We start from the raw sequence: 26,703 nt of genomic DNA, 5'->3' as shown, positions 1-26,703 counted from the left end.
GTAGACCGGTAGCGGGTAGCCTTCAGGTAGGCGCGGCCCAGCCGCGCCAGTTCGCCGCCGGCAGCCAGTGCGCTGGTGGCGGGGAAGAACACCCTGAGAGGCGGAAGGTCAGACCCAGCACGCGGTTCGCCAGCGTGGCCGCCACCGTGAAGTAAGCCAGGCCGGTGACGCCGACGAGCGCACCGATGACCAATTTGTCGGCGTGCGCATACGAGAGCGCGGCGAAGCGCGAGAGGAAGGAATAGGCGGAAAAACCGAGGATGCTGCCACGCAGGGCACGGTCCGGCCAGCGCCAGCGCAGGCGCGGCAACAGGCGCTTCACGCCGCGCCACAACACCAGGCAATGCAGGGCGCTAGCGACCACGCGCAGCGCGATCACCTCGTACAAGCCCTGTCCCAGCATCAACACCGCCACCGTCAGCAGCGGCACGAGCGTACCGAATACCATCTCGATGCGACCGGAGACGTCGAAGCGCATCAGCCCCTGCGGAACGCTATTGAGATAACTTTGCAGCTGGCCGAGAAGAAAGCCAAGCGCGGCAAGGCGCAGGCAGGATACGGCCTCGCCAGCCAGTGTGGCAGGCACCGCGAACACCTCCGCCGCCAGCCAGGGCGCCGCGCCATACAATCCCAGCGCTCCGAGCGTGCCGATCAGCAAATAGACGGTGAAACCGAAGCACAGCGTCTCTGCCACGCTGTCGTGCTCGGCGCGCGCATGCTGGGCCGCGATGTACTTGACTGAGCCGGCCGTAACGTTGATATCGATGACGGCGAAATAGCCGACGATGGCGGTCACCAGCGAATACAGCCCATAGCCGGCTTCGCCCAGGCCCGCAACGACCAGCGGGACGGTGACCAGCGCGGCGAGCGCCGGCACTGCCGCCCCCAGCAGGTTCGACCAGGCATTGTGGAACAGGCGCAGGTTCATGGGTTTGCCGGGACGGATGCGTACGCCCTTGCCCCATCGGTCGACTGCGCGCCCGCCCAACTGCCGTGACGGGTTGCCGCGCGCCGGCCTGCCCTGACTCGCTGCCGCCCGGACAGGCCGATGGGGCCGCCCTTTACCCTGTGGAAGGCTGGCCTCAAGCGATGCTCCCTGCGAGGGATTCGGCTTCGGGACGCAAGCGTACGCGCATGTGCCTCCGGCGTGGTAGCGGCATGGTAGCGCCGGCGGCCAGCGCAATGTAGGGCAAGGCCAGGGCAATGGCCAGCATCTGGGTCGTGCGCACCGGGAAAGGGCGTGCCGATCAGTACGTCGGGGATCATGAAGGCAAGCGCGGCTGCGCCTGCCGTACCCAGGCCCAGCAGGTCGGGAGGCAGGCTGCGCAGGGCGCGGCGCGCGACCAGCACGAAGGCGCAGATCGTTCCACCCAGCAGGATTAGCCCGGGCAGGCCGCTTTTCAGCAACACGTGCAGCACGCCGCTGTGCAGGAACAGGCCACCGTCCGGATTGGCCTGCCAGGAGATCTGCTGGTAGCCGGTATAGCGGCCCCAGGCGCCGATGCCGGTGAATGGCCGCGCAAGGATATCGGCCAGCACCAGTTTCAGTTCGAGAACGCGCTCGCTCTCGGGTCCGAAGCGGCGTGACTGCATGTCGTAGAGCAGGCTGGCCATCCCGCCGCCGGCCTGGCCCAGGCGACGCAGGGCTGCGTAGCCAAGCGCCGCGCCCACCAGCGGCGAGGCCGCGAGCGCCAACTGGATGCGGCGACGCGGCGGAAAGCGCAGCAGCACGACAGCACAGCCGAGCATGAAGCCTATCCAGGCGCTACGGCGGTAGGACAGGACGATGCAGGCGGCCGTACTCGCCAGCGCCAGCCACGCCAGCAGCCGCCACAGACGCGTTTGCCCATCGTCGCTCTTTTCGTTGCTATTGCCAGTACCAAACAGGGTCACCGCGGCAATCGCGCATGCCATCATGCAGAGCAGGCTGTCGTTGATGTCGAAGAAGGTCAGACGGATGCTGATCGCGTTCATGTTGGCGTAGACGTTGTTCGGGTCGCCACCAAAGGCCGCCCAGCGCACCAGGCCAAACAGCGCCCGTCCAAGACCGGCCAGCATGATGAAACGGGCCAGTTCCAGGGCCTCGGCGCGGGTGCGGAACGCCAGCAGCATCAGTGCAACCAGCGGCCCCATCCATACAATGTTGGAAAATCCCGACGGTGCCAGCGCGTCCTTCAGCGGCACGCCAGCGAAAATAGCGGCAGCGGCATGGGCGCCCAGCAGCAGCGTCCAGCCCCAGAACCAGGGCCGCAGGTTGCAATCCGTCGTGCCGCCGGGCCGGAATGCCGCCGCCACCCGGGCGCATGCCCAGGCACCGAGGACATACCAGAGCACCACCGGGAAGAACAGCAAGCCGGAACCGCGGCTGTAGACACCGGGGGTGGCGAATACGGACAAGCTGCCGTAACTGGTCGAATTCATCCAGAAAAAGATGCACAGATAGGGATAGGCGAGCAGCCGCGGCCATACCAGGCCGAGACCGATGCCGAGCACGGCCGCGATCACGAGGAACAGCACCACAGCGAATGGCAAGGAGCTGAAAACAACCTGGAGCAAGGTGTCGGACATGATGACAGGGACGGTCAGCGCAGCGCGCCGATGAGGCGTGCACGATCGGTTGGACCCATGGCGGCCAGCAGTTCCCCAACAAAACGGTCCTGTAGCCGCCATGCGCCGGGCTCGTCGTTCGTGATGCTCGATACGCGCACCAGCATGCCGTCCGGGATCTCGCCCGACAGGCCATAGGCCAGGCGCCGCAGTTTCTGCTCGATGCCGGAGCGCGTGGCATGTTCGCCGATCGTCACCCAGTAGGTGATCGGTTCGTTGCGTTCTTGCAGTCGCGCGACCAGGCGCTGCACGGGCAGGACGCCATAACCGGTCGTGAGGCGGTCGCTGCCGTCGCGGACGAGCTGGAATCCCTGCGCGACGTAGCAGACTTCGGGCAGGTGCAGCTGCAGCGCCTTGCTCTGGTCGCCACCGTAGGCAATCGACAGCATCACGCGCCTGCCGCCATCGTCGACATAGGTGCGCGAGAGGGTCTGATCGTAAATCTTTTCCAGCAAACCCTGCTGCTCGGGATTGGGCGTGAGCGGCACAATGGCGGGGTCGATGCGCCAGGCGCCGAATTGAGCGGGCACCATTGCTTCCAGGCTGAAGCCGGGCCGCGCCTGGGCTGTCTTCTGCGACGGCGTCAACGCGCCTGTCAGGGCCGACGTGGCCGCCATTGCCACGCCCAGGGTCAGGCTGGCAAGGAAACGGCTGTTCATGTCCCCTCCCCGCGCGCCCCGGCCATGCGCCGTCGCGCCAGCCACTGCAGCCCCGAGTCCACTGCGAGAATGAGCGCCAGCGCCGTCAGGAACAGCACCATGCCGGCGAAGCCGTGCAGGAAGCCCTGGCCCGCCGCGTCGCCCAAATAAAAGGTGACCAGGGTCAGCACCACGACCCGGATCACGTTGGCCGAAAACGAGATCGGAACAATCAGCAAGGCCAGCCAGATATTGCGAAACGCCGAGGGATGGCGCATCAGGTTCAGGTAGAACAGGCCGAGCGCCTCGAGCGTGAGCAGCGTTTGCAGGCCGGCGCAGGCATCGGCTACCAGCAGCTGGTATTGACCGATTTGCAGCACCACGCCGGAACGCCCGATCGGGTAGCCGGCTGCGAACAGCAGCTGTTCGGTGGCCCAGGACACCGCCATCTTCATCGGCATCGTGACGGCGGCCACGAATTCGCTGGGCAGGGGCACCATGAACAGCATGAAGAAGAAGGGGAACCACAACACGCGCAGTGCGGACACACCGTGTTTGACCAGCACGATTGCCGCGAGCACGACGATGATGGCGCCGATCTCGAACATCAATATATGCTGCGAGCGCCCCAGCAGGTGCAGCACCAGGCCCACAGCGAGCACCGCCCAGCCGGTCGCGGACGAGGCCGGAGGCAGGGCCTGCACGATAGCCCACTTGCGCCAGAGAAGCCACAGTGCCAGCGCGAAGATCATCGGTCCATGGGCCTGCTCTTCGCCGATCCAGGCGCCGGTCGCCAGACTGGCGAAGGTCGGCAGGAACAGTGCGGCCAGCCCGAGCCACACGGGCCACCATTCCGGCAGCGCCGCGCGGGCTGCGTGGCGCAGTCCTGCAAAGCCGCGGCGAGACATGGGCGCATCGGCGGTGCCGGCCGCCGCACGCGTGGACGCGCTTGCCGTCGGCCGGACACCTGCGAGCTGGCCTGGCTCGTCATTCAGAACTCCATGACGACGGCGCCGACGACCTCGGCCCCGGCCTCGACCAGCTGCTCGGCCATCCGCGCGACATCGGCGACACGGGTATGATCCTTGCGCGCGGCCAGCAGCACCCGCCCGCGCGCGCGGCCACGGCGAGTGCGTCGGCGCCGTAGCCGAAGGGCGCCAGGTCGTACAGGAGGACGTCGTAGCGGTTTTCCAGCAGCGTGTGCAGCGTGCGAAATGCCTCACGGCTCAGCAGTTCCTGGGGATTGGGGGGCAAGGTACCGGCCGGCAGGACCGACAGGTCGGCAAACCCCGGGACACGCACGATTGCGTCGAGGTCGGTGCGTCCCACGAGCAGGTCGGACAAGCCCTGGCGTGGCTTGAGTCCGAACACCTCCTGTTGGCGCGGACTGCGCAGGTTCGCGTCCACGAGCAGGGTCTGCTCGCCGAGCTGGGACAGGACGACTGCGAGATTGGCGGCGAACAATGCCGCTCCGTCCTCGGGGTCGGCGCCGACCACGGCCAGTGCCCGGCGGCCGCGCGCAAACCAGCGCAACATCAACTGGCTGCGAATCTCGCGCAGGGCTTCTACCTGAGGCGAAAAAGGCTCGTAGGCGGCCACCAGGCGCGCCGACAGAGCGCCCTGCCCCGGCTGCACGTAGTCATAGCCGAACTGCCGCGCCAACGCCTGGCGAATGTCGTCCTCGCTGACCAGGCCAAGGCGCACCGCGGCTTCGCCATAGCGGATGCCGAGATCCTTCTGCATGCGCAGCACGCGCTCGGCGTTGTCCAGCGTTAGCTTGCCCGCTTCGAGCAGCAGCATGCCCATGCGCGAGTCCGCAGTATCGGCTGGCAGCGGTGAGAGGATGGGTGAGTTCATCGCAGCTTCCTTCAGTTCAGGCGCAACAGGCGCCGCGGTGCCATCAACGCGCGCAGGCCGCTACGCGGGCGCGGCGCCTGCCACTCGATGGTGCCCAACACAGGGATACCCAGCAGGTCGTGCACGTCGGCACCGGACCGCACGGGCCGTTGCAGCAATTCCAGCAGCAAGGCCAGGCCCACGCCAAGGATGCTGCCCAGCAGAATTGCCACCAGGGTGTTGAGCAGGACCCGCGGGCCTGAGGGTTCGGCCGGCGCGACCGCCGGGTTCAGCACCGCGATATCGGACTGCTCGGCCTGGGCTTCGATCCGGGTCTGGGAGAAGCGCCCGCTGGCCGCATCGAAGGCGCGCTGCGCGCTGTCGAGGTCCTTCAGCAGGACGCCGAGTTCGTCGCGAGTGCGGTTCAGCTCGAGCACCCGGGTCTTCTGGGCCGCCAGGGCGGCACGCAATTCCTCCTCGCGCTGGCGCAACACCTGCGCATTGCCGCCGACGCTCTTCGACACCGTACCGAGCGCGGCATTCAGGTCTGCGCGCATCTTGTCGACTTCGGCGCGCGCAGCACGGTACTGCGGGTGGTTGCTGCCGTAGCGGGCAGCGCCTTCCGCCAGTTTGGCTTCAGCCGACGCGAGTGCTACGCGCAGATTCTGCACCAGGGGATTGTTGGCCACATCCGGCGAGTGTACGGCATTGCCCCCCGCCATGCGTTCGCGCGAGGTAGCCTCGAGCGCTGCCGCCTGCGCCGCCACGAGCTGCGAGGACAAGTCGTTCAGGCGCGCCAGCTCGATGTCGACACGATTGTTGTCGAGGCTGACGATGCCCTTCTCCTGCTGGTATTTCGACAGGCGCGCCTGGGCCGTCTCGACGTTGTCGCGCAGCTGTTTCGTCTGCTCATTGAAATAGGACGCCGCCTTTTTCATCGGCTCGGTCTTGAGCTGCACGGAGGCGTTCTGGTATTCCTCGGCGAACGCGTTCGCGACCGCGGCGGCGAAGGCCGGATCGGCGCCCTTGAAGCTGATTTCGACGACGCTCGATTCGCGCGCCGGCTTGATTTCGAGCTTGCGCAGCAGCAGGTCGGCCAGCCAGTCGCGCACGCTGCCCTTGCCGTCGGTAGCGTCCTGGAACTGCGCGATCACGACCGGGCTGGTCGCCAGGCGCAGGCGGTCGACGACGCGCAATGCCACGTTCTTGCTGGTGATGATGTCGATCTGGGTCGCCATGTAGCCGGGCAGCAGCTGCCCGGGTGTGGTCACACCGGTGAGCGGGTCCACGCCTTTATAGTTGAGCAGTACCGATGCGGTCGCGGTGTAGGTCTTGTTCTGGATCAGGCTCCAGCCGAGCGCCAGCAACACCGTCACCAGCAGGGTCGACAGGATCAGGCGTCGCCGTGCGCGCAGCAACAACAGGAATTGATAGAGGTTCATGGCGACTCCGGGCGGCTCAGAACCAGCTTTCGCGCACGGTGATCACATCGTCGACCTGGACCGGATCGCTGGCGCGGGCTTCGAGCGTGAAAGGACGGCCGGCGGCATCGCGGCGGGTGATGCGCATGCCGTTGTCGCTGCCGCGCGGGGTCAGGCCGCCGCCGGCGGAAATCGCCTGCTGGACCGTCATGCCCCGCTCGATGCGAAATGCCCCGGGCCGCTGCACTTCGCCGGTGACATAGGCACGGGGCGCGCGCTCGACATAGATGATGTCGCCGCCGGCCACTTCGAAGTCCTTGTCGAGTTCACCCTTGCGCACCATGTCGACAACGTCGATTGTCTCGCGCGTGGTCTTGCCGTCGCGGGTACGCACCAGACTGATGAGGTCGCCTCCCTCGGAGCCGATTCCCCCAGCCATGGCGAGCAGGTCCAGTACCTTGCGTCGCCCTTCCACCGGATAGCGCCCCGGCCGGTTGACCTGTCCAAGGACCGAGACCTGCTGGCTGGCCAGCGTGGTGACAATCATGTTGACCTCGGCTTTTTTCAGGTAGCCACCCTTTTCCAACAGGTTGCCGATCTTTTTCTCGGCTGCGGCAACGGACAGGCCGCCGACGGCCACCTGGCCCAGCAAGGGAAAGGTAATGGCGCCACTCTCGCTGACCCGCGTCTCGACCGCCAGGTCGGGGCTGCCGTACACGGACAGGCGCACCACGTCGCCCGGTCCGAGCAGCACTTCGGCGGCGCTGGCGAACCCGGCGCCCAGTGCCAGCACAGCTGCCATGATCCATTGTGCAAGTGTTTTCATGCTCGCTCCTCCAGAGTTTGGTTGAGGCCGATTACTTCAGGCCGGCGACGCCGCGATCGACCGCCGCGGCGTCCGGCGTTCCTGCGCCCGTGGTACGCGCCGGAGCCGTCTCGGGCATTGCCGCCGGGCCGGTACCGGACGCCGTGCCGGCAGCAGGTGCCACTGCCTTGCCGGCGCGTCCCGCGTCGCCGGCATCCGTACCACGCGGATTGGCAAGACTGGCCGGCGCGGCCCTCGCATCGAGTGCCAGCTCCTTGTTCAGGTATTCGATCCTGGCTCCCTCACGCAGCCGGTCGACCTCGGCCGCGGCCACTTCCTTGTGCTTGCGCGTCAACAGGTACTGCGCGATCTGGGGCGTGGCGACATTGAGCGGCACCGGCGCCTCGCGTACCTCGGCTATCGACAGCATCATGGCGCGCTCACCTTCGCGTACGCTGAACAGTTGGCCTTTGGGCATGGCGAGCAGCTTCTTCGCCAGCGCGGGGTTCAGGTCGGCGGTACTGCGCGTGATCTGGGCGCGGCCGTACTTGATGCCGTGCGCATCGAGCCAGACCGCAACCTCTTCGAGCGAACGCGCGCTATCGGCCGCCTTGCGTACCTCGGGCGTGAGGTCGCTCCCCGCGATGACGAGCTGATCCATGCTGAACTGCTTGCGCTTGTCGAAGTAGTCGGGATGCGCCTTGTAGTACTCCTCGACCTCGGCCGGCGTCGGCTTGGCGACATTGGCCAGCCGCTTCTGCATGTAGGCTTGCGCCACGATCAGCGAACGGGCGCGCTCGATGGCGCCCATCACCTTCGGATCGCGGTCGAGCTTTTCCTGGGTTGCCGCGTGCTCGAGCAGCTCGCGGTCGATCAGCGCCTGCAGCAATTGCTTGCTGGCGTCGGGCTGGCGCGTGGCGGGGATGCCGGCGCGCTGGATCTCCTCGTTCAGCTGCAGCACCGTGATCTCTTCGCCGTTGACGTTGGCAAGGGCCTGTCCCGGCGACCGGTCGGTGCGGAGCGTCCGCTGCATCCCGCCAGCGCGGCCGACAGCAATGCGACCACGCCCACGGCTCGGACCGCGGCGGCTGCGGCGCCGCGCGCGCCCGTTTCCTGAAAGATGTTCGACATAAGTCCTCGTCATGAAAAAGATCGCGTTACGGGCCTCGCTGCAGGCGTCATCCGGCGCGGCAGCATCGCGGCTGCACCGGCACGGGGCTTTCAGGCGGGCGCATCGGCTACCTCGACGGCAAGGAAGGCGGAATACGCCCGGCGCAGCCCTTCGCGCAGCGGCGTACTGGCGCTCCAGCCAAGTGCGCGCAACTTCGACACATCGAGCAGCTTGCGTGGCGTGCCGTCGGGCTTGGAGGCATCGAACACGATGCGTCCTTCAAACCCGACCACTTCGCCCACGAGATGGGCCAGCTCGCCGATGCTGACGTCCTGTCCGGTGCCGACATTGATATGGGAATGCATCGGACCGGTGTTCGCGGCATAGGTTTCCGGCGCCAGGTGCATGACATGGAGACTGGCCATGGCCATGTCGTCGACATAGAGGAACTCGCGCATCGGTTTGCCGCTGCCCCAGATGACGACCTCCTGCGCGCAGTTCGCCTTCGCTTCGTGGAAGCGCCGTACCAGGGCCGGGATCACGTGGCTGTTTTGCGGATGGTAGTTGTCGCCCGGTCCGTACAGATTCGTTGGCATGACGCTGCGAAAATCGGTGCCGTATTGACGGTTGTAGCTTTCACAGAGCTTGATGCCGGCAATCTTGGCGACGGCGTAGGGCTCGTTGGTCGGTTCGAGCGCACCTTCCATCAGGTACTCCTCGCGAATCGGCTGCGCCGCCAGGCGAGGGTAAATGCAGGACGAGCCGAGGAACAAGAGCCGATCCACGCCGGCGCGCCAGGCCTCGTGAATGACATTCGCCTGCACCATCAGATTGTCGTAAATAAATTCGGCAGGATAGGTATTGTTGGCGTGGATGCCGCCCACCCGTGCCGCCGCCAGATAGACATGGTCGATGCGCTCGCTGCGGAAGAAGGCGCGGACGGACGGCTGGTCGGTCAGCTCGAGTTCCTGGTGCGTGCGCGTGACGATGCTCGTGTGGCCGCGTGCGCGCAGCGCGCGTACGATGGCGGAACCAACGAGGCCGCGATGGCCGGCGACATAGATGCGGGGTTCTGGATTCTTCAAGGTCCACTCCGATCGGTTGCGACGATGTAAGCGATGCCATGATGTGGGGCCGCGACCGGCTGCGATGCTTGCCGTGACCTGCCTTGTTGCGATGCCCGGGCGACGTGCCGGTACCTCGCGCCTGCCGTGCCTGGTGCTGCGCCGTAACTGCTGCGAGCCGCGGCGACGGACTGCCCTTGCCAGCGTACCTGTCGTGCCTTGCCGCCTTCTTGACCAGTATCGAACTGCGCGTGCGCACTATTGGGGAACCAAAAGTGGCCGCCCCATACAACAGCTCCCGGATGCGGGCCATGCACGCAAGGCCCCGCGACACGATCCGGTTGCCCTGCCCTGCCACGCCGATGGGAACGAGGCTTCCACGGTCATCATAAGCAGCCCGGCGCCGCAGACAAGCGGCGCGCCAGCGAGCGACGGCGCACTTAAGGCAGCGTTAAGCGCTTTGCGTCAGAACGCGTTCTCTCGCGTCAAAATTACCCGGATTGTCTTCAAAATGATCCACAGGTCCAGCCATACCGACCAGTTGCGCAAATAGTCCAGGTCGTACTGGACGCGTGCTTCCATCTTGTCGAGCGTGGCCGTTTCACCGCGCAAGCCGTTGACCTGGGCCCAGCCGGTGATGCCTGGTTTCACTTTGTGGCGCAACATGTAGCCCTTGATCAGTTTCCGATACTGCTCGTTGTGAGCGACGGCATGGGGCCGCGGTCCGACGATGCTCATGCGACCTTGCAGCACGTTGACGAACTGTGGCAATTCGTCGAGCGAGGTGCGGCGCAGGAAGCGGCCGATGGGCGTCACGCGGCCATCGTCGCGGCGGGCCTGGACGATCTCGTTGCCGTCGTCGAGCACCCGCATCGAGCGGAATTTGTAGACGTGGATTTCTTCTCCGTACAGGCCGTAGCGGCGCTGCGTGAAGATCACCGGCCCTGGCGAACTGGCCTTCACAGCCCCTGCAATCGTCAACATCAGGGGCGCCAGCAAGACCAGGAACACGCTGGACAGCACGATGTCGCAGAGCCGCTTGAGCATGCCGTTCAGGCCCATGAACGGGGTTTCGCAGATGGCGATGACGGGCATGCCGCCGACGTTGTCGAAGCGTGCCTGCATCAGGTCGAACACGTAGACGTCGGGCAGGAAGTACACCGAGGCCGTCGTGTCCTGCAATTCGTCGATCAGGCGGCGGATGCGCGGCTGCGCGGAGATCGGCTGGCTGATGAAAATCAGCTTGATGTTATGGGTCCGCACATAGCTGCTCAACTCCGCGACGGCGCCGAGCACGGGATGGCGCAGGCTGGCGGGATGGCGCACCCTGGCGCGGTCGTCGAAAAAGCCATGCACTTGCATGAACAGGTGCGGATGGCGCGCGCATACGCCGGCGAACTTGACGCCGACATCGTTGGCGCCGACCACGACCACGGAGCGCAGCTCACGGCTGCGATCGGGCGCTCCGGCGGCGCGGCGCACGAGGATATGGCTGCCCAGCAGGGTGGCCGGGGTGGCGATGATCCAGGCCAGCAGCACCCGTTCGTCGTAATAGTATTTCAGCCCGCTGGCCGAGCCGAGGAAGTACAACACCGCAATCGTCACGCACCAGCCGAACAAGGTGTCGCGGGCATAGGCGAACATGCGCCCGCTGCGCCAGGTGCGGTAGGGGTCGATGTGCTGGTAGACCGCCGAGGAGATGAAGAAGGCGAGAATCATCAGCACCAGCGAATAGCCGGAGAACGGTTCCTCGAATGCCATCGACGACAGGTACAGCGACCCCATGATGATCAGGGGATCGAGCACTCGCTGGAAGAACGAGATGAGCGGAATGTCGTTGACCGTCATCGCATGATGCTCAGAACTGTGCGCTCGCGTTGAGGACGACCGTGTTCGACTTGAAGTTGCCGATGCCCAGTACCGCGGAGCCGGTCCGGGCCTGGTGGACATAGGCTGCGGACACGCTCAGCTTGCGCCGCACCGCCCAGCTCGCCTTGAGGGTAGCCGAACGCAGCGTGTCGTCCAGGCCATCCGGGGCGCTGAAGGCGATGCGCTGGTTGTAGTTGCGCCGCTCGTAGACCGCGTCGGCATCAACGCGCAGCTTCGCCGTCGCGTTCCAGGTAGCGCCGGCACTGACGCCCTTGTTCAGGGTGTAGCTGACGATGGAACTCTCGAGCGGAGCGAAATCGCGCCACACGGAACTGCGGTAGGCGAACTTGCCGCGCGGCTCATGCAGCACCGTGATGCGGCCGTTTGCGCCGCTCGTGCGCCCCGGACCGAACGATGGCTGGGTACGCCTGGCATAGCCGGCCAGCGCCTGCAGCGTGGTGGAGCCGCTCGCCTTCCACTCGACCCGTGCCTTGAGCTCGTCCTGGTGGAAATCGTCGGTCAGCGGGCTCGTGGCAAAGGGGCGGCGATTGGCATACCTGCCTTCGATGCGGCGCAACACCAGGCCGACGGCGCTGCCGCTGCGCGCCAGGTAGCGTCCTTCGAGCTCGGCGACCTTCTCGGTGCGGTTGTTGTAGGCCTGCGCGGCCAGCTCGTACTCGAATTTCTCGCGCGAGAACGCGGCATGCGCTTCCCAGCGCGGATGCAGCTTCCACCCTCCTTCGAAAAAGCCGCGGCGTTGCCGCCTCAGGTTGCGCTCGTTGCTGCGGAAATCCGTATAGGGCGCAAGCGTCTGGGCGTAGGTGCTGCCGAGCTGGCCGGAGAAACGCTTGCCGAGTTCCCAGTACCAGGAGGCTTGCAGGTCCTTGCCGTCGTAGTCGAGCTGGCGGAAATGGTCGAATTTCACTTTCGAGAGCTTGCCCACGGCCAGCAGGCGCTGGCGGCGCAGCGTTTTGTCGACCACCGCGCCGAACTCCGCCGTAGTCCAGGAATCGGCGCGCTGGTTGTCGAAAGCGGGCTCGTTTTCCGGAATGCGCAGCAGATTGTCGTCATGTGCCCAGCCAACGCGGCCGTAGACGTCGAGCGAGCTTCCGGGAATGGCCCAGCCCGGCGCCGACAGGATGAGGCCAGCCACCAGTGCAAGCGGATGGGAGCGGTTTCTCGACATGTCGTGGTCTCTCGAAAGGCAATGCAAGCCGGCGTCGGCGATGGTCGGGGCAGCCCGTGAAACGATACTGAAGAAAACTCCCGTCCATGGGCTGTGCTGGATCAAACGGCGCGGACTCCGCAGCCCTGGCTCCCGTCCTGCAACGCGGGACGCGGAAAAACGGCGCAAAGCCGCCGCGCAGTTACTGATGAGACCGGCGAAAAGACGAGCAGTTCCGCCCGGGGACTTGATCGACTACGAGGTGTGGTTCGACGAATATGCTAGGCACACGTCGATAGGGAACATCGCGCGGAGGCGTACATGAGGCCGTCCGGCAGGGCAGGACGCGCCTGCGCCGGGGAGCGCAGGCGATAAAGCGGCGCGCGGGGCAAGGCCGACGCGCCGCCACGACAAGCGATCAGGCGTCGCCGCGCGCGCGGGCTTCGATGCGCTCCCAGCGTTCGAGTGCGTCCATCAACAATTCGTCGATCTCGGCAAAGCGTGCATTGATGCGGCGCGCGTCGGCCGGATTGGTCTTGTAGAAGTCCGGCGCATTGAGCTGCGCGGTAATCGCCGACTGCTCGTCCTCGAGCGAGGCGATGAGCTGGGGCAGCTCTTCCAGTTCGCGCTGTTCCTTGTAGCTCAGCTTTACCTTCTTCACCGCGGCTGCCGCGGCGGCCGGCGCCGCAGGCTCGGCATTCTTCGCCGGGACCGATTTCGCGGACGCAGCCGCCACCTGCGGCGCTTGCGACTTGACGCGCTCCCAGTCGCTGTAGCCGCCCACGTATTCGCGCCACATGCCCTGCCCTTCGGCCACGATCACTTGCGTAACGACATTGTCGAGGAAGGTTCGGTCGTGGCTCACCAGGAACACGGTGCCGGTATAGTCCTCGAGCAGTTCTTCCAGCAGTTCGAGGGTATCGATGTCGAGGTCGTTGGTCGGTTCGTCCAGCACCAGGCAGTTCGCCGGCTTGGCGAACAGACGGGCCAGCAGCAGGCGGTTGCGCTCGCCGCCCGAGAGCGATTTCACCGGCGAACGGGCACGTTCCGGCGCGAACAGGAAGTCGTTCAGGTAAGTCATGACGTGCTTGCGCTGGCCATTGACCTCGACCCAGTCGCTGCCCGGTGAGATGGTATCGGCCAGGCTCGCCTCTTCGTTGAGCTGGGCGCGCATCTGGTCGAAGTAGGCCACGTTCAGCTTGGTACCGAGACGCGTGGTGCCGCTGTCGGCCGTTTCCTCGCCCAGGATGATCTTCAGCAGCGTCGTCTTGCCCGCGCCGTTCGGGCCGATCAGGCCGACCTTGTCGCCACGCATGATCGTGCCGGTGAAGTCGGTGATGATCACTTTTTCGCCGTATGACTTGGACACGTTTTCCAGCTCGGCGACGATCTTGCCGGAGCGTTCGCCCGTGCCGACGTCAAGCTTGATCTGCCCCTGCGTATCGCGGCGCGCGGCGCGCTGCAGGCGCAGCGCCTCCAGGCGGCGGACACGGCCTTCGTCGCGGGTACGGCGCGCCTGCACGCCCTTGCGGATCCAGACTTCTTCCTGGGCCAGGAACTTGTCGAACTTGGCGTTCTCGACTTCCTCGTTCGCCAGCAGTTCGCGCTTGCGCTCCTGGTACGTCGAGAAATTGCCCGGGAACGACAACAGCTTGCCGCGGTCGAGTTCGATGATGCGGGTGGCGACGTTGTCGAGGAAGCTGCGGTCGTGGGTGATGAACAGGACCGAGCCGCGGAAATCGCGCAGCAGCCCTTCCAGCCACAGGATCGACTTGAAATCGAGGTGGTTGGTCGGTTCGTCCAGCAGCAGCACGTCCGGTGCCGACACCAGGGCGACCGCCAGCGCCACGCGCTTCTGCATCCCGCCCGAGAGCGTGCCCATCTTCGCGTCGCGCGCCAGGCCCAGGCGGTCGAGCGTGGTATCGACCTTGTTGTTCAAGTTCCAGCCGTCGGTGGCGTCGAGCTTGACCTGCAACACGTGCATGCGTTCCATCAGCGCCTCGTCGTCGCCCTGGCCGAACTGGCCGGTCAGCGCTTCGTACTCGGCCAGCATCCCTTGCAGTTCGCCCATGCCGGCGGCGACCGCATCGAACACGGTCGACTCCGGATCGAAGCTCGGCTCTTGCTCGACATAGGCGATCTTGATGCCTTGCTGCATGACCAACAGGCCATCGTCGAGCTTGAAGCGCCCGGCGATAATTTTCAGCAGCGAGGACTTGCCGGTGCCGTTACGGCCGATCAAGCCGACCCGTTCGCCGGATTCGAGGGAAAAGTCCGCGTGATCGAGCAGCGCGACGTGGCCGAACGCGAGTTGCGCGGACGAAAGGGAGATGACTGCCATATTCTGTGAGCGGGCCGTTCGCGCGCGCAAGAAGGGGCGCGAGGCGGCGAAAAATTGAAAGAAGCGGCTATTGTACCGATTGCGGCGCCTTCGCTTCCACTGACTTCCAATTATCGGCCTATCCTCGGCTATAATTGCGCTCGGTTCACGATACCGGCCTGCTCAAGCAGGGCCCGCTCGCCGAACCGCACCGTGCCGCCTCGGCGGCCTGCGTCCTCCCCGTAGCACAATGGATAGTGCACATGCCTCCTAAGCGTGGGATACTGGTTCGATTCCAGTCGGGGGGACCACCAGATTTCTTGTCCGTTCTCCTGATGCCGCCTCAGTGGGATGACATGCATCGAGCCGGCTCAAGGCGCCAGCCGCCTCAATTCCACCGCCCATACCCACGGGTCGGCATCCCAGCTTCCGGCCCCATTGATCCGCTCCCACACCTTCCGATAGGCCAGTACCGGGTCGCCGCCGGCGCCCTGGGGATCGATGCCTTCGGCCAGCGCATCGTCCGCACTGATCGCGCGCAGCCGCTCGACCCGCACGCCGACGATCTCGAGCAGGATGCGGCTGGCGGCGCGCGGCATGAAGAGCGCCGGGCGCTGGTGCCAGCGCGGCAGGTCGCCCGCTACCCGCCCGGCCAGCGGGTCGGCGCCGCCGGGTTCGTCGAGCGCGTAACGGTAGCGCTGGCCGCTCGTGCGCGTCTGGTCGATGAAATACCGGGCGTTACCTGCCTTCCCGGCCTTGGGCCGCGTTTCCCAATGGCCGAAGGCGAAATAGGTTTCGCGCACCCACAGCCGGTCGCCGGCCAGGCCGAAGCGATTCCGCGCCATTTCGGGCGCGCATTCCCCTTCCGGCTGCGGGCGCAGCGCGCGGCGCGTCTGGCTCTTGGTGCCGTCGAGCAGCGCGCGCACCATCGCGCCAGAAAACAGGATGCCCCGTTCCTTGATCATCCCTTGCGATGGTTGCCGCTGCATCGTTCTCGCATCAGGCGTGGCGCTTCCAGGGACCGCTGCGCACCATCCAGCGCCGCAGGACATTGCCGGGCTTCGGTTCGCGGAACAGCTTCCACCAGGTTGCGTCGGCGATGCCCCGTCCGGAGGCGAGCTGGAGCACGTCGACATCGCCGCCCGAATTGACCTCGATGGTCTGTGGGCCCTCCTCCGTGAAGGCGATATCCCAGGACTGGTACATGATGCCTGGGAACAGCGGTGCCGCCTGGACGCACAAGTCCTTGGCCTTCTCCCAATCGGGCAGCGTGAAGCCGATGATCTGCTCGCCGGTATCGGGATGCGTCGGGATGGTATCCAACTGGTTCCCCTTCTTGCCGATCACATTCGACACGAGCCCGCTGTCGACCTCGATGGCACCGAGCAGGTTGCCCGACGCCCCGTGCCTGAAATTGTCGATCATGTTCTTGCCTGCTGGAATGCGCAGGACCGCGCGATGGATGATCGGCCCGTCTTCGCCCATGAGCACGACCACCCGCGCCGTCGCCAGCCTGGGGCCGAAGCGTTGCGCAATTTCCGGATGCGGACGCGCCACCGCCTGCAGCACGATCCCCTCGAACGAGCGCCAACGATCGAAATATTTCTCGAGCGGAATCGTATCGCCATTGCGCAGCTGCAGCTTGCCGTCGGCGTAGCCGTCGACCCAGACCGATCCGGCGCCCGCATTGCCGCCGATTGGTTTCATGAAAAACGGGAACGCGGCCTGGGTTTGCAGATATGTCGCGATCTCTTGCACCGAACGTAAAGAGACGGCATCCGGAAAACTCCGCGTTGGATGCGCAACGGCCTTGATTTCAGGAAATGAGAATCCATGGAGACGCAGGATGCTGTAGGTGATCAACTTATCTCGAGTAAGGGCTTGGGAGCGCAGGTCATTATTTGAATTGGTGGCGGTGCCGGAGTTTACGCCTAGAAACTGAACCTTCTCTTCCCATGACATGCCGTCAAGCTTGTACATCCGATATTCTTCCGCCGTCAGCCGATTGGGCGGTCGGCGCAGTTGCGCCATTTCAAGCTTTTGTTTCACACGAGCCTCGCATTGTCGAAGTTGCTATCTTGAATAGATGCGCATCCTAATGCAGCGCGCGTGAACTTGTCTATTGAATCAGGACAGCTGCCGACTACATCAAGGATCACTGGAAATTTCAGTTTCCTTGAATATATTATTCTTTCCTGATAGCCGCCCTTATACACTTAAGCAGAAGCATTGGCGGGTACTGCACGACAATACTAATTGCAGGTAAACTCAGCAATGCATGTGATGATACGGTGCGCGCCCGGTCGAAACAGACATGAAGTAGAGATGCAAACGTCGTGCTTGATCGATAAGGCTTAGCAGCGCCGGCTTATCCAAGGCACTGTCAATATCCATCGTTAATGACAATACTTGTTGATTAGCAGGAGGGGAAGGCTGCATCTAGTACCGCCTTGTCAGATGCTGTCATCCTCTGCCCGGCTTGCTTTATACCGTGCGGACTCTTCCCCCTCGACCCGTAGCCATTCATCGAAGTTCGGTATGCAATATCTGTCGGACCAGTGCACGTGCTGATCGCTTCCGTAATCGTGATAATAGATAGTCGGATTACCGCTCTTATCATTGCCATCAAAGCAAGCAAGTACGACATATCCATCATTAAATAGGCCGCTTTCATCGTTCGCTATAGCAAACGGCACCAAGGGCTTGTCTGGATATCGCTGCAGCATCGCGCCGTAATAGCTCGAACTGCGCGGCACATCCAGAAACAACAATTCCCAGGGGGACAGATCCGGCTGATTTTGCGATAAGGCCAATTCCACATAGCTTTTTGGCAGCGTAAAGTCTTTCGGAAGAATAGACGCATCATAGAGATAAGGCTTGGTCATTCCAGGCTTTCGATGATGGAAACGTGGAGTTTGCGCTGCATTGCGTGCCCCTTTGCACCAGAACTGGCCATCGCGCCCGCCTTCCACAAGGCCGGTCCAGTCCGTTGTTGTGGCAGTCCTGGAAAACGGCTCAGAACAAGGATGATGCAGCTTATGTGCCTTTAGCGCGGACCTCTGCGGCCAAGCCTTCTAATGCCGAAGCCGCCTCTTTCTTTCCTCGCGACTCCAGATATGCCGCGAGCGCCTCAAGATAGACGGCCTCGGCTACCTGTATGGATCGAGGCTCTCCGTCCCAATAAGTGATTTCGACGTGGTTGTCGCCGATGGATCGCCTTTCGACAACTCGTTCGTACTCGTCGAGATCTGAAGCGTAGGTCACGCCGTAGTAGCCGTCATTTCCCATGTATCCATGCCCGCTGCGGGCAAACTCGACTAATTGCTCATCGCTGGGCCAGCCGTAGCCGAATATTTGTGGGAAGATGGATTGCATGTTCAACCCAGTCTCAACGTCGATTGAAACCTGTCTTCAGCAACTGGAACTCTGCGGAAAGATAGTTATAGGCAAGTAGAAATAGGTCAGAACAGCCGTTTTTGTAGAATCGCATTGATCTCACCCGTATCTTCCGGATGCAAGCGAAGGTAGTTCGCGCATGCCTGATCAATAATCGTAGAGCAAGCCGCTTCGGAAATCACCAGTTCGCTGTCAAAAGCGACGAATTTAACGCCTTCAAAGTGCGCTATTGGCTCATTCAGGTCTGGCTCAGGAAACAGGCAATATTCATCGTTAACAATGATGTCTTCCCTATTTACGATACCCTCTATTGCACGAACAAAACGACCTTGTGAGTACATTGAGTTCAGGAACTCCTTAGCCTGATACTCGTCGTCCGTGTGACAATTTAGACTTTCAAACACTTTTTTTGTCTGAGTCACAGCATTCTGCCCAATAAATTTCTTAAAGATGGTACTTAATTTACGCATTGACTATACCTTTTCCAATCCGTCTCCATTGATGAGCTCGCGCTGCACCGGGACCTGCCTTTCGCAAGGCCGCCCTCCTCGATTCCTCATGCTGCCCGGCCAGGACCGATGGGACAGCACTGGGGGGGCGCAGACGACCTATATCGAGTAAGCGCGGATGAACACTATTTCGGATGGAAATTCGTTATCTCGCCGGTTTTTGGATCGATATAGACGCGGAACGTAATCCCTCCCGCCTTGGCATCGTATTGTTGGAGCCCGTTGGCCCTCGCGGCATGATACCCATCAGCAGCGGCTTTCCTTCCCAGATCGAAAATTTTCTGATCCGGGAATACATTCGGATCGTAGACAGTTTTCGTAGGCGGATTTTTCCCTGGACTCTTGTAGACAATATTGCCTAACGCATCCTTTTCTATCGCCCCATTGGGGAGCCGTTTAGGGATCAGATACTCATACGTCGTGATTCCGGGTGGCTGACCAGGGGTCACTTTTGTGATCTTGAGACTGTTGTCCAACACCGCACTGAAGAAAGCGTCGCGATTGTGGGCACCTTTGACGCCAGTTTTCTGATCGAACCCATCAACTGTTTTCAAGTGCTTCGCAATATTAGGCTTGAAAATCACCGCCTTCGCCAGCGCGCTCTTCTCGAACACCGCCTTGACGATCTTGGACACCTTTGCGGCGCCTAAGGTAGCGCCACTACTCGCGACGGCCACTCCCAGCCCATGCGCCAGTATATCGCCTGCCTTATCGAGATCGCCCTCGCACTTGGCGTTCATGATCAGCGAGGCCGAATCCCATACCCCATGAAGCACATCGAGCACTGCGGACCCCATGAACAGGTATCCGAGGCCTGCAAGGCCAATATCCGCAGCCCATCCATATGGCGTTGCCTGTGCCGCGGCCCAGACAGCAAACACGCCGGCCGTGGTGGCGAGCGAGGCCGGGCTCACCATTTCCAATAGCGCGTCGCCCAGTTCACCAGGGAATTTGGCAGCCACCCGCTCCATCACATACTTCAGCTTATCCTGCATGCTCCAGGTCGTCACGGCGCCCGCGGGCTTGCTCGACAGGCCCAGCGGATCGATATTGTCGACCGGGTTATTGTTCGCAAAGGCATACAGGTTGGGCCCGCCCTGCTGTCCGCTCGGGTCCGCCGACAGGTAGCGTCCACTGTCCACGTCGAGGTAGCGGTGGCGGTTGTAGTGCAAGCCGGTTTCGGTGTCGTGATACTGCGCAGAGCCGCGCAGGTTCAGGACGAGCTTGCTGTCGGCGGCGACGATCAGTTCGCCGAACCCGGTCGCCTCGGCGCGCCATACGGTCTTTTTCTGTTCGTCGACCAAGGCGCGCGGTGCGCCGGTATGGTCGGCAACAATGGCAAAGACCTCGGTCTGTTGCGCGCGCCCGGCGCTCTGGGTGCGCTCGGTCGGAATCGCTTGCAGCGCGGCACCGGCAGAACTCCCGCGATGCTGGAGCATGGCGATCGGACGCGCCTGGCCATATTCTTCGAGCCAGACGTACTGGCGGGTGATGTCGATGGCGCCCTTGTCGGGCTCGGCTTCGGCAACCAGTTGGGCGCCGTCGTAGAAGTAATAGACCACCTTGCGCTGGTTGCCGGCATAGCTGATCTTCCTGATGCGTTCGCCGAAGGCGTTATAGGCATACTCGGCCACCGGTTTTCCGGCGCGCGCGACCTTGACCAGGCGCTGCTGGCTGTCCCAGGTATAAGCGGTGTCGCCGATGGCGGTGACGCTGCCTGCGCCGTTGTAGCTGTAACGCCGCTCCTGGCCACCCTGCACGGCCGCGACCAGGCGGTTGCTGTCGGGTGCCACGCGATAGGTCGTGCTGCTGGCGCCGACGATCTGGCTGAGCAGGTTGCCTGCCGGGTCGTAGGCATAACCGCGTGTGCCCGGTTCGTGCTGCGCGCCGGCCTTGCCCATGCCCTGCAGGCGGCCCAGCACGTCGTAGCTCAGGCCCGTGGTTTGCCGCTGGCCCATAGCGGCGACAACGCGGCGCTCGAGCAGGCCGCTGGCCGTGCGCGCCTGGTGTTCTTCCCAGATGCCGGCACTGCCGATATGACGGATCTGGCCGAAGCGGTCCAGCTGGCGCACGTAGCCGACCCCATTGGCCAGCTGGTAGCGCTGGTCGGCGTAGCCGTCGCCGGCTTCGTTCAGACCGGTGAGCAGGGTGGTCTTGCCGAACAGATCCTGCCGGCCGATCGCGGCCAGCAAGCCCGGTTTGGCATGGCCTGCGCCGTTGTAGGTGTAGGTCAGGACCTGCCCGTCGGGCAAGGTCTTTGCCACCAGCTGGCCCACATCGTTGTAGCGATAGGCCGTCGCGAACCGCCTGCCGTCGATCACGCGTGTATGCAGGGTCAAGCGCGTGGCGGCGTCATAGCCGAACAGTTCCTGCCCGCCCGGGTAGCTGATGCTGACCGGACGTCCCTGCGCACCGTAGGCGATAACAGTCCTGCCCTCGCGCGTGCGCTGTTCGACGACGCGCCCGGCCTGGTCGTAGCGATAGCCGATCCTGTTTTCGTCGGTGCTGCCGGCGCCAGTGATTTTTTCAATCAGGCGATCGGCCGCATCCCAGCTGTAGCGGGTGGTGCCGCTGTCCGGACTGCCGATGGCAACGAGCCGCCCGAAATCGTCGTACACATAAGCGGTGCGGTTGCGGCGGCGGTCCTGCACTTCGCTCAGCCGGCGGGCCGGGTCGAAGGCCAGGTCCAGGGCTGCGGGCAGGTAGGGTTCGCGGCCGGCCGTCAGCGTGGCGGCATCGCGTCCCTGCGCGGCCAGACCCAACGAGGCTGTGCCGGCCTGGGTCTCGGCAAGGGCGCGGAACTGGCCTTCTTCCTTGCTGCCGGCGGGCACGAAGCGCGCCAGGTCGCTTTCCTGTGCCACGCTGCCGTCGGGATTGAGCAGGGTGCGCGAGAGCAGCTCGTCTTCCGTGCTCCATTGGAAGCGGATGCGGTTGTTCTGGGCGTCGGCGATGGCGAGCAGCTGGCCACTGGCGGCATAGTCGAAATGGATGCGTTCGCCGGTCGCACTCGTCATGCTGGCGAGCGCGCCCAAGGCCGCATAGGTATAGGACTGCGCCACCCCGGCCTTGACCAGTTTGGTGGCGCGGCCGTCGCGGTCGTATTCGACGCGGTTTTCGACGCCGTCCGGCGTGACGATCACCGTCGGGCGGCCGACATCGCTCACGGCCGCCACCAGCGTGACCTGGTTCCCCGGCGCGGTGACTTTGGCGATATGGTTGCCACGCTTGTCGTAGGCGATCAGCGTGATGTCCGAGTCGAGAGGCGAAGCGCTCTTGCCGTTCGCGAGCGGCCCGTCGATCCGGGTCAACAGGCTGCGGCCATTGATCTTGCTGTAGCCATAGGTGGTGGTGCGGGCAAGCACGGCAGGCGCTTGTCCCGGCAACGGTGCCGGCATCCACCCGCTTTCGCTGACGCTCACGCGCTGGCCGTGGCCGTTGTAGCGAATGCGGGTGACATGCTCCTTGCCCGGTACCACACTCGGTTTGGCAATCAGAGTCGGCAGCATGCCGCTACCCTCGCCATATTCGTAGCGCAACAAGGCCTCTGGCGCCTGGGCAAGCCCGTTGACATAGGCGATGCGCTGCACCCGTAGCGGACGGCCCAGCGCGTCGAACGTGGTCCGGTTTGCCTCGACAGGCTTGCCCTCAGGATCGATGCGGGTGACCTCGCTCAGGCGGCCGCTGGCGTCGTAGCCGTAGCGTGTATTGGCCGGGGCGCAGCCGGCACAGCCTTCGCCGCGCACTTCGAGCAGCCGGTATTGGCCGCCGACGATCGCGTGACGGAGCAGCGTAACGCCGCCCAGACTATTGGTGACCGCGGTGAGGCCGGGTTGTTTGTAGTCGAGCTTGACCGCACCGACGTTGCCGTCGTGACCTGAGTACACGGCGCGCCCATCGGCCGCGTAGGCATAAGTCGCATAGCGGGTCACGGCAGGCTTGGCTGCTCCGCTCGCCGTCTCGATGCTGATACCGGTCAGCAGTGTCGGATTGGCCGGGTCCTCATAATGATAGCGGCGTCCGGTCGCGGCGGCGCCGGGGCTGTCGGGGTAGCCCACGCGCACCAGGTTCGCCAGCAAGGCAGGCGACTGGCCAGCACCCGGCGCCGCGGTGCTGCCGTAGCCGTAGGTGAAGCGGCCGACCGGACTATCGATGGCCTGCACGCCGCGAAAGCCGCGTGTGTTCCCATCCTTGCCGGGATACTGCAGGCGCAGGCTGCGTCCCTGGGGATCGGTTACCTTCAGCAAGCGGCCACGGCCGTCGTGCTGCAGGGTGACGAATTCGCCGCTGGGGGCCAGGATTTGCACCAGCTTGCCTGCACTGTCGAAGCTCAGTTCACGCCCATCCGCCCAGCGCCAGCGGTATTCGTCGCCGCGTGCGGTGCGCACGACGTCGACCACGCCGTCGGCTGGATTGCCGCTCTCGCACAAGCTCGGCCGGCGACGGTCGCGACTGAAGATGACGCGGGTACCGTCGGCCTGGACGATCTGCAAGGAAGTCGGGCTCGCGTGCAGTTCGGTTTCGTAAGACAACTTCCAACCACGTCCCACCAGGTTGGTCGAGTGGTTCGGCTGACTGAAGGCGCTGTTGTAGTGCCGCACGATCTCCAAGCCCAATACCCCGGGCAGTGGCGCCATGTCCACTTCACGCTGGTACTTGTTGCCCGTGATGACGTTGATTGGATTACCGGCCCCGACAGTGACAGGCGAAGCCGCAGCCAGGCTGGCCGGTCCGCCGGCGCCACAAACCGCTCCGCCCTTTCCGGGTCCGCACGAAGGCGGGACAGTCGGCGTCCCGGGCACGCAACTCATTCCGGGCCCACACGGTGTCGGATCGCCAAACCCCGGGATTCCCGCATGTGCGACACCGAGTGTCAGAAAAATTGCCACTGCAACATGCGCGAAGTAAGCCTGAATCTTCATGTCGATAATCTAAAAATCGTACTGGCCGGCCTGGAGGCGCGTCGTTGCCAGGAAGCCGTTTTATTGGGAAACCTTGATGGTCGTTATTTGCGCTAAAAAACCGGTGCTGAAGACGAATCCCTCCTGCGTCAAGCAGCCCGACTTCCGCCAAGTCGAATAAAGTTGTGCAAAATATCACAACTTGCCAGAAATGTTAACTGGAAGTTAAGAAAATCGCGTGCCGGAGCTTACCGCTGATCGCTAAGGTGCCAAGTTCATGCTGGAAGCATGACCAGGCATGTCGCGCCGTGTTCCAGAGGCCTTTCTTGGGGCTGCTTGTCCCTCGCAAGATTCCCAGGCCGAGATCTGGATGACCTGCAGCGCCGCCCGTACGCCGCCGCACGCCGAGCCCGTATATGATCGGTACTCCTGTGTCCGTCCAGAGGCCGCCATGTTCGAAATGATCACCCAGTTCCTGGAAAAGAGCGGCTACCTCGGCGTGTTCGCCTTGATGGCGCTTGAAAATATTTTTCCGCCCATCCCGTCCGAGATGATCATGCCGTTTGCCGGCTTCGTCGTCGCGCGTGGCGACCTGAACCTGGTGGGTGTGCTGTTGGCGGGAACGAGCGGCTCGGTGCTGGGGGCCCTGCCCTGGTATTACGCGGCGAAAATCTATGGCTGCGAGCGGCTCAAGAAGCTGGCCGACCGCCGCGCGCGCTGGCTGACGGTCACGTCAAGCGACATCGACAAGGCTTTGCAGGCCTTCCACAAGCACGGACGCAAGGCCGTGCTGTTCGGGCGCCTGGTGCCGGCCGTGCGCACGCTGATCTCGGTGCCGGCCGGTCTGGGAAACATGTCGCTGGCGCAGTTCCTGCTGTACTCGAGCATCGGCTCGCTGGCCTGGACCGGTTTGCTGACGGCCGCCGGCTTTCTGCTCGAGGACAAGTATTCCGAAGTATCGCGCTATGTCGATCCGGTCTCGAAGACCGTGCTTGGCGCCATACTCGCCTGGTACCTGTACCGCGTAGTCACCTACCGTCCGGCACCGGCTGCGGCGCGGCAGGAAGAACACGAAACCAACTGAGCCAGGTTTCAGCGCCTAGCTGCTTGCGCCTTCGAAGAGTGCAAGCCGGCGCGCGAGTGCGGCGCGTGCGTCCGTCAATGCCGCCGTGACAGGGGCCGGGCGCGGCGCCGCTTCCGCACGCGCGAACCCGGCCGCCGCCGCGTAGAGGCCCGTGGTGGCGCAGCCTTCGCGCAGGCGCGCCAGGCGTTCGCCCGCGCCGGCGGCATCGCCCGCGGCCAGGAAGTCGTCCAGAACGGGGCCGGCCTCCGCCAGTTGCCGGTCCAGGCCGCTGAAGTAAAGCGCGAGGCGCGCCAGGTCGACGCCGAGGCGCGCGGCACAGGCGGCGGGCGTTTCGTCGGCCTCGAGGGCGATCAGGTGCGGGCGCAGTTGCTCGACGCGGAAGGGCTTGACGACATAACCGTCGGCGCCCAGCTGAACGGTTTCGTCCATCGTCGCGCTGTCGTTTGCCGCCGACACCAGGACGAAGGGCATGGCGGCCAGCGCCGGGTTGGCCTTGACGCGCACCAGCAGCTCGGTGCCCGACAAATGGGGCATGCGCAGGTCGCAAAAGGTGATGGCTGGACGCAGCCCGGCCTCGAACTGGCGCCAGGCGTCGAGTCCGTCTTCCGCTTCCAGGATTTCGTACCTGCCGCAGCCGTCGACCAGATGCATCAGCATCATGCGCGACACCACATCGTCGTCCACCACCAGCACCTTCATCGCCGCTCCCAGGCACCTGTTGCCATAAAAGAACATTATACGAGGCTTTTGCGGTTCGCCGCGCCTGACAGGAACGTCAGGTCAGGAAGCAGGGCCGCGCCCGCGGCGACGCGCCGCCGTCAGGCCGCTTCCTGTTCGAACGGGGTCAGCATGGCTTCCAGCTGCGGCAACTGGGCGCGCAACTGTGCCATTGCGATTGCCGCCTCGGCCCCGTCCAGCGTCTTTCCAGTTGCGCACACATGGCGACGAGCTCGCTGGCGCCGAGGTAGAGGGCGCTGCCGCGCAGGCCGTGCAGGACGCGGGCGCAGGTCTCGGTGTCGCCGGACGCGAACGCGGCGTGCAGTTCGGCACGGCGGCGCGGCAGGTCGGCGGCGAAGGCCGTGCGCATGCGCGCCTGCAGATGGGCCATCCGTCCCGGCGCAGGGCCGGACGCGGGCTCGCCCGCCACGCCGAACATGGCGTCGAGCTCGGCCGTCGTCGGCGGCGCCGACGTCATCAAGGGCAAGGCGATGCCGCGCTGCAGCTGGCGCTCGATGGCGCGGCTGAGCTGGTAATGCAGCGCGGCCTCGTCGATCGGTTTCGCCGGAAGCCGTCCATGCCGCAGGCGAGGTAGCGGTCGCGGTCCTCGTCGCTGGCGTTGGCGGTGAGGGCGACGATCATCACGTGCTGGTCGAGCACGGGCGCATCGAGTGCGCCGCCGGCGCGGATCAGGCGCGTGGCGGTGGCGCCGTCGATCTCGGGCATGCGGCCATCCATCAGGATGATGTCGTAACGGGCGCGCGCGCAGGCGGCCACCGCCATGGCACCGTTCTCGACGATCTCGATCTGGTGCCCCATTTCCCTGACCATCATGCGGGCAATGATCTGGTTGGTGGCGAAGTCCTCGGCGCACAGCACGCGCAGGCGGTGCGCGTGCGGCCTGCGCGGCGCGTGTTCGATGCTCGGCGGTTCGACGCCGTCGCGCAGCGGCAGCACGAAGCTGAAGGTACTGCCTTCGCCCTGCCTGCTGGTCACGCCGATCGCCCCGCCCATCAGCTCGACGAGCTGGCGGCAGATCGCCAGGCCCAGCCCGGTTCCGCCGTAGCGGCGCGTGGTGGTGGCGTCGGCCTGCTCGAATTTCTGGAACAGGCGCGGCAGGGCATCGGCGGCGATGCCGATGCCGGTGTCCTGCACCGAGAAGCGGATCATGTGATGCGTCGCGCCCGGCCCGCGCGCCACCGGTCTTCCGGGCGGCGCTCGACGCGCAGCGTCACCTGCCCGCTCGGGGTGAACTTGAAGGCA

22 protein-coding genes and 1 tRNA gene are annotated in these 26,703 nt (G+C 64.3%); 2 read left to right on the top strand and 21 right to left on the bottom strand.

What is annotated here, in order from left to right; all coding sequences use genetic code 11:
• Nucleotides 1-22: 22 nt before the first annotated feature.
• From G4G28_RS25455 to G4G28_RS07795, 12 genes are all read right to left on the bottom strand, one after another.
• The gene (locus G4G28_RS25455) at nt 23-928 is read right to left on the bottom strand and encodes an oligosaccharide flippase family protein (protein WP_229507941.1); all 906 of its coding nucleotides are present in this window, start codon (nt 926-928) and stop codon (nt 23-25) included.
• Entirely contained in the window at nt 925-2,568 is a 1,644-nt protein-coding gene (locus G4G28_RS07845; RefSeq protein ID WP_229507940.1) for an O-antigen ligase family protein, read from the bottom strand. Before G4G28_RS07845 ends, G4G28_RS25455 begins: the two co-directional genes overlap by 4 nt.
• A gap of 14 nt (nt 2,569-2,582) precedes the next feature.
• Nucleotides 2,583-3,266, bottom strand: coding sequence for an exosortase-associated protein EpsI, B-type (gene epsI, locus G4G28_RS07840; protein ID WP_183108217.1), 684 nt, complete (start codon nt 3,264-3,266; stop codon nt 2,583-2,585).
• Nucleotides 3,263-4,153 carry an exosortase B gene (gene xrtB, locus G4G28_RS07835; RefSeq protein ID WP_183108216.1) on the bottom strand — a complete coding sequence of 297 codons (891 nt, stop codon included), beginning with the start codon at nt 4,151-4,153 and terminating at the stop codon, nt 3,263-3,265. The genes epsI and xrtB overlap by 4 nt, the downstream gene beginning before the upstream one ends.
• Nucleotides 4,154-4,232: 79 nt before the next feature.
• Nucleotides 4,233-5,102, bottom strand: a complete 870-nt coding sequence (gene epsG, locus G4G28_RS07830) for a chain length determinant protein tyrosine kinase EpsG (protein WP_308601947.1) — start codon at nt 5,100-5,102, stop codon at nt 4,233-4,235.
• Between the two features lie 11 nt (nt 5,103-5,113).
• Nucleotides 5,114-6,523 (bottom strand): chain length determinant protein EpsF, encoded by a 1,410-nt coding sequence (epsF, locus tag G4G28_RS07825; RefSeq protein ID WP_182991517.1) that lies wholly within the window; start codon nt 6,521-6,523, stop codon nt 5,114-5,116.
• 16 nt (nt 6,524-6,539) lie between these two features.
• The gene (gene epsE / locus G4G28_RS07820; RefSeq protein WP_182991516.1) at nt 6,540-7,328 is read right to left on the bottom strand and encodes a polysaccharide export protein EpsE; all 789 of its coding nucleotides are present in this window, start codon (nt 7,326-7,328) and stop codon (nt 6,540-6,542) included.
• Nucleotides 7,329-7,359: 31 nt separating this feature from the next.
• The gene (locus G4G28_RS07815; protein ID WP_229507939.1) at nt 7,360-8,340 is read right to left on the bottom strand and encodes an EpsD family peptidyl-prolyl cis-trans isomerase; all 981 of its coding nucleotides are present in this window, start codon (nt 8,338-8,340) and stop codon (nt 7,360-7,362) included.
• A gap of 188 nt (nt 8,341-8,528) precedes the next feature.
• The gene (locus tag G4G28_RS07810) at nt 8,529-9,503 is read right to left on the bottom strand and encodes a GDP-L-fucose synthase (protein WP_182991515.1); all 975 of its coding nucleotides are present in this window, start codon (nt 9,501-9,503) and stop codon (nt 8,529-8,531) included.
• Nucleotides 9,504-9,947: 444 nt separating this feature from the next.
• The gene (locus tag G4G28_RS07805) at nt 9,948-11,330 is read right to left on the bottom strand and encodes an undecaprenyl-phosphate glucose phosphotransferase (RefSeq protein ID WP_182991514.1); all 1,383 of its coding nucleotides are present in this window, start codon (nt 11,328-11,330) and stop codon (nt 9,948-9,950) included.
• Nucleotides 11,331-11,340: 10 nt separating this feature from the next.
• Entirely contained in the window at nt 11,341-12,537 is a 1,197-nt protein-coding gene (epsL, locus tag G4G28_RS07800; protein WP_182991513.1) for an XrtB/PEP-CTERM-associated polysaccharide biosynthesis outer membrane protein EpsL, read from the bottom strand.
• A 397-nt stretch (nt 12,538-12,934) separates the two neighbouring features.
• Nucleotides 12,935-14,857 (bottom strand): ATP-binding cassette domain-containing protein, encoded by a 1,923-nt coding sequence (locus G4G28_RS07795; protein ID WP_182991512.1) that lies wholly within the window; start codon nt 14,855-14,857, stop codon nt 12,935-12,937.
• Between the two features lie 215 nt (nt 14,858-15,072).
• On the opposite strand from G4G28_RS07795, the gene G4G28_RS07790 reads away from it, so the two are divergent.
• Nucleotides 15,073-15,147, top strand: a tRNA-Arg gene (locus G4G28_RS07790).
• Nucleotides 15,148-15,207: 60 nt separating this feature from the next.
• Here G4G28_RS07790 and G4G28_RS07785 read toward each other — a convergent pair.
• The 6 genes from G4G28_RS07785 to G4G28_RS07760 all read right to left on the bottom strand — a co-directional run bounded on the left by G4G28_RS07785 (nt 15,208) and on the right by G4G28_RS07760 (nt 23,660).
• Nucleotides 15,208-15,825 (bottom strand): hypothetical protein, encoded by a 618-nt coding sequence (locus G4G28_RS07785; protein ID WP_229425535.1) that lies wholly within the window; start codon nt 15,823-15,825, stop codon nt 15,208-15,210.
• A gap of 10 nt (nt 15,826-15,835) precedes the next feature.
• A complete protein-coding gene (locus tag G4G28_RS07780; RefSeq protein ID WP_182991511.1) occupies nt 15,836-16,885 on the bottom strand; it encodes a sugar-transfer associated ATP-grasp domain-containing protein in 1,050 nt (349 codons plus the stop codon).
• Between the two features lie 404 nt (nt 16,886-17,289).
• Nucleotides 17,290-17,808: an SMI1/KNR4 family protein gene (locus G4G28_RS07775; RefSeq protein ID WP_182991510.1), complete on the bottom strand. Its 519-nt coding sequence runs from the start codon at nt 17,806-17,808 to the stop codon at nt 17,290-17,292.
• Nucleotides 17,809-17,872: 64 nt separating this feature from the next.
• Nucleotides 17,873-18,211: a hypothetical protein gene (locus G4G28_RS07770; protein WP_182991509.1), complete on the bottom strand. Its 339-nt coding sequence runs from the start codon at nt 18,209-18,211 to the stop codon at nt 17,873-17,875.
• 86 nt (nt 18,212-18,297) lie between these two features.
• On the bottom strand, nt 18,298-18,702 hold the full coding sequence (gene cdiI, locus G4G28_RS07765; RefSeq protein WP_182991508.1) for a ribonuclease toxin immunity protein CdiI: 405 nt from the start codon (nt 18,700-18,702) through the stop codon (nt 18,298-18,300).
• 164 nt (nt 18,703-18,866) lie between these two features.
• Nucleotides 18,867-23,660 (bottom strand): RHS repeat-associated core domain-containing protein, encoded by a 4,794-nt coding sequence (locus tag G4G28_RS07760; RefSeq protein ID WP_182991507.1) that lies wholly within the window; start codon nt 23,658-23,660, stop codon nt 18,867-18,869.
• Nucleotides 23,661-24,090: 430 nt separating this feature from the next.
• On the opposite strand from G4G28_RS07760, the gene G4G28_RS07755 reads away from it, so the two are divergent.
• Nucleotides 24,091-24,723, top strand: a complete 633-nt coding sequence (locus G4G28_RS07755; protein WP_182991506.1) for a DedA family protein — start codon at nt 24,091-24,093, stop codon at nt 24,721-24,723.
• Nucleotides 24,724-24,738: 15 nt separating this feature from the next.
• On the opposite strand, the gene G4G28_RS07750 is transcribed toward G4G28_RS07755, so the two are convergent.
• The 3 genes from G4G28_RS07750 to G4G28_RS25445 form a co-directional block, all read right to left on the bottom strand.
• A complete protein-coding gene (locus tag G4G28_RS07750) occupies nt 24,739-25,458 on the bottom strand; it encodes a response regulator (RefSeq protein WP_229507938.1) in 720 nt (239 codons plus the stop codon).
• A gap of 109 nt (nt 25,459-25,567) precedes the next feature.
• The gene (locus G4G28_RS25450) at nt 25,568-25,918 is read right to left on the bottom strand and encodes an Hpt domain-containing protein (RefSeq protein WP_229507937.1); all 351 of its coding nucleotides are present in this window, start codon (nt 25,916-25,918) and stop codon (nt 25,568-25,570) included.
• The gene (locus G4G28_RS25445; RefSeq protein ID WP_229507936.1) at nt 25,918-26,610 is read right to left on the bottom strand and encodes an ATP-binding protein; all 693 of its coding nucleotides are present in this window, start codon (nt 26,608-26,610) and stop codon (nt 25,918-25,920) included. The genes G4G28_RS25450 and G4G28_RS25445 overlap by 1 nt, the downstream gene beginning before the upstream one ends.
• Between the last annotated feature and the right edge of the window lie 93 nt (nt 26,611-26,703).

Origin of the sequence: Massilia sp. Dwa41.01b, from assembly GCF_014171775.1 — a bacterium.
Lineage (GTDB): Bacteria > Pseudomonadota > Gammaproteobacteria > Burkholderiales > Burkholderiaceae_D > Telluria.
The sequence above is the reverse complement of the archived record's forward strand: the minus strand, read 5'-3'. Positions and strand labels throughout refer to the sequence as shown.

Bases quoted from the DNA above. Each gene is read 5' to 3' on its own strand.
- G4G28_RS25455 (WP_229507941.1), bottom strand. From the start codon at position 928: ATGAACCTGCGCCTGTTCCACAATGCCTGGTCGAACCTGCTGGGGGCG.
- G4G28_RS07845 (WP_229507940.1), bottom strand. From the start codon at position 2,568: ATGTCCGACACCTTGCTCCAGGTTGTTTTCAGCTCCTTGCCATTCGCT.
- epsI (WP_183108217.1), bottom strand. From the start codon at position 3,266: ATGAACAGCCGTTTCCTTGCCAGCCTGACCCTGGGCGTGGCAATGGCG.
- xrtB (WP_183108216.1), bottom strand. From the start codon at position 4,153: ATGTCTCGCCGCGGCTTTGCAGGACTGCGCCACGCAGCCCGCGCGGCG.
- epsG (WP_308601947.1), bottom strand. From the start codon at position 5,102: ATGAACTCACCCATCCTCTCACCGCTGCCAGCCGATACTGCGGACTCG.
- epsF (WP_182991517.1), bottom strand. From the start codon at position 6,523: ATGAACCTCTATCAATTCCTGTTGTTGCTGCGCGCACGGCGACGCCTG.
- epsE (WP_182991516.1), bottom strand. From the start codon at position 7,328: ATGAAAACACTTGCACAATGGATCATGGCAGCTGTGCTGGCACTGGGC.
- G4G28_RS07815 (WP_229507939.1), bottom strand. From the start codon at position 8,340: ATGCAGCGGACGCTCCGCACCGACCGGTCGCCGGGACAGGCCCTTGCC.
- G4G28_RS07805 (WP_182991514.1), bottom strand. From the start codon at position 11,330: ATGACGGTCAACGACATTCCGCTCATCTCGTTCTTCCAGCGAGTGCTC.
- epsL (WP_182991513.1), bottom strand. From the start codon at position 12,537: ATGTCGAGAAACCGCTCCCATCCGCTTGCACTGGTGGCTGGCCTCATC.
- G4G28_RS07795 (WP_182991512.1), bottom strand. From the start codon at position 14,857: ATGGCAGTCATCTCCCTTTCGTCCGCGCAACTCGCGTTCGGCCACGTC.
- G4G28_RS07785 (WP_229425535.1), bottom strand. From the start codon at position 15,825: ATGCAGCGGCAACCATCGCAAGGGATGATCAAGGAACGGGGCATCCTG.
- G4G28_RS07770 (WP_182991509.1), bottom strand. From the start codon at position 18,211: ATGCAATCCATCTTCCCACAAATATTCGGCTACGGCTGGCCCAGCGAT.
- cdiI (WP_182991508.1), bottom strand. From the start codon at position 18,702: ATGCGTAAATTAAGTACCATCTTTAAGAAATTTATTGGGCAGAATGCT.
- G4G28_RS07760 (WP_182991507.1), bottom strand. From the start codon at position 23,660: ATGAAGATTCAGGCTTACTTCGCGCATGTTGCAGTGGCAATTTTTCTG.
- G4G28_RS07755 (WP_182991506.1), top strand. From the start codon at position 24,091: ATGTTCGAAATGATCACCCAGTTCCTGGAAAAGAGCGGCTACCTCGGC.
- G4G28_RS07750 (WP_229507938.1), bottom strand. From the start codon at position 25,458: ATGTTCTTTTATGGCAACAGGTGCCTGGGAGCGGCGATGAAGGTGCTG.
- G4G28_RS25450 (WP_229507937.1), bottom strand. From the start codon at position 25,918: ATGACGTCGGCGCCGCCGACGACGGCCGAGCTCGACGCCATGTTCGGC.
- G4G28_RS25445 (WP_229507936.1), bottom strand. From the start codon at position 26,610: ATGATCCGCTTCTCGGTGCAGGACACCGGCATCGGCATCGCCGCCGAT.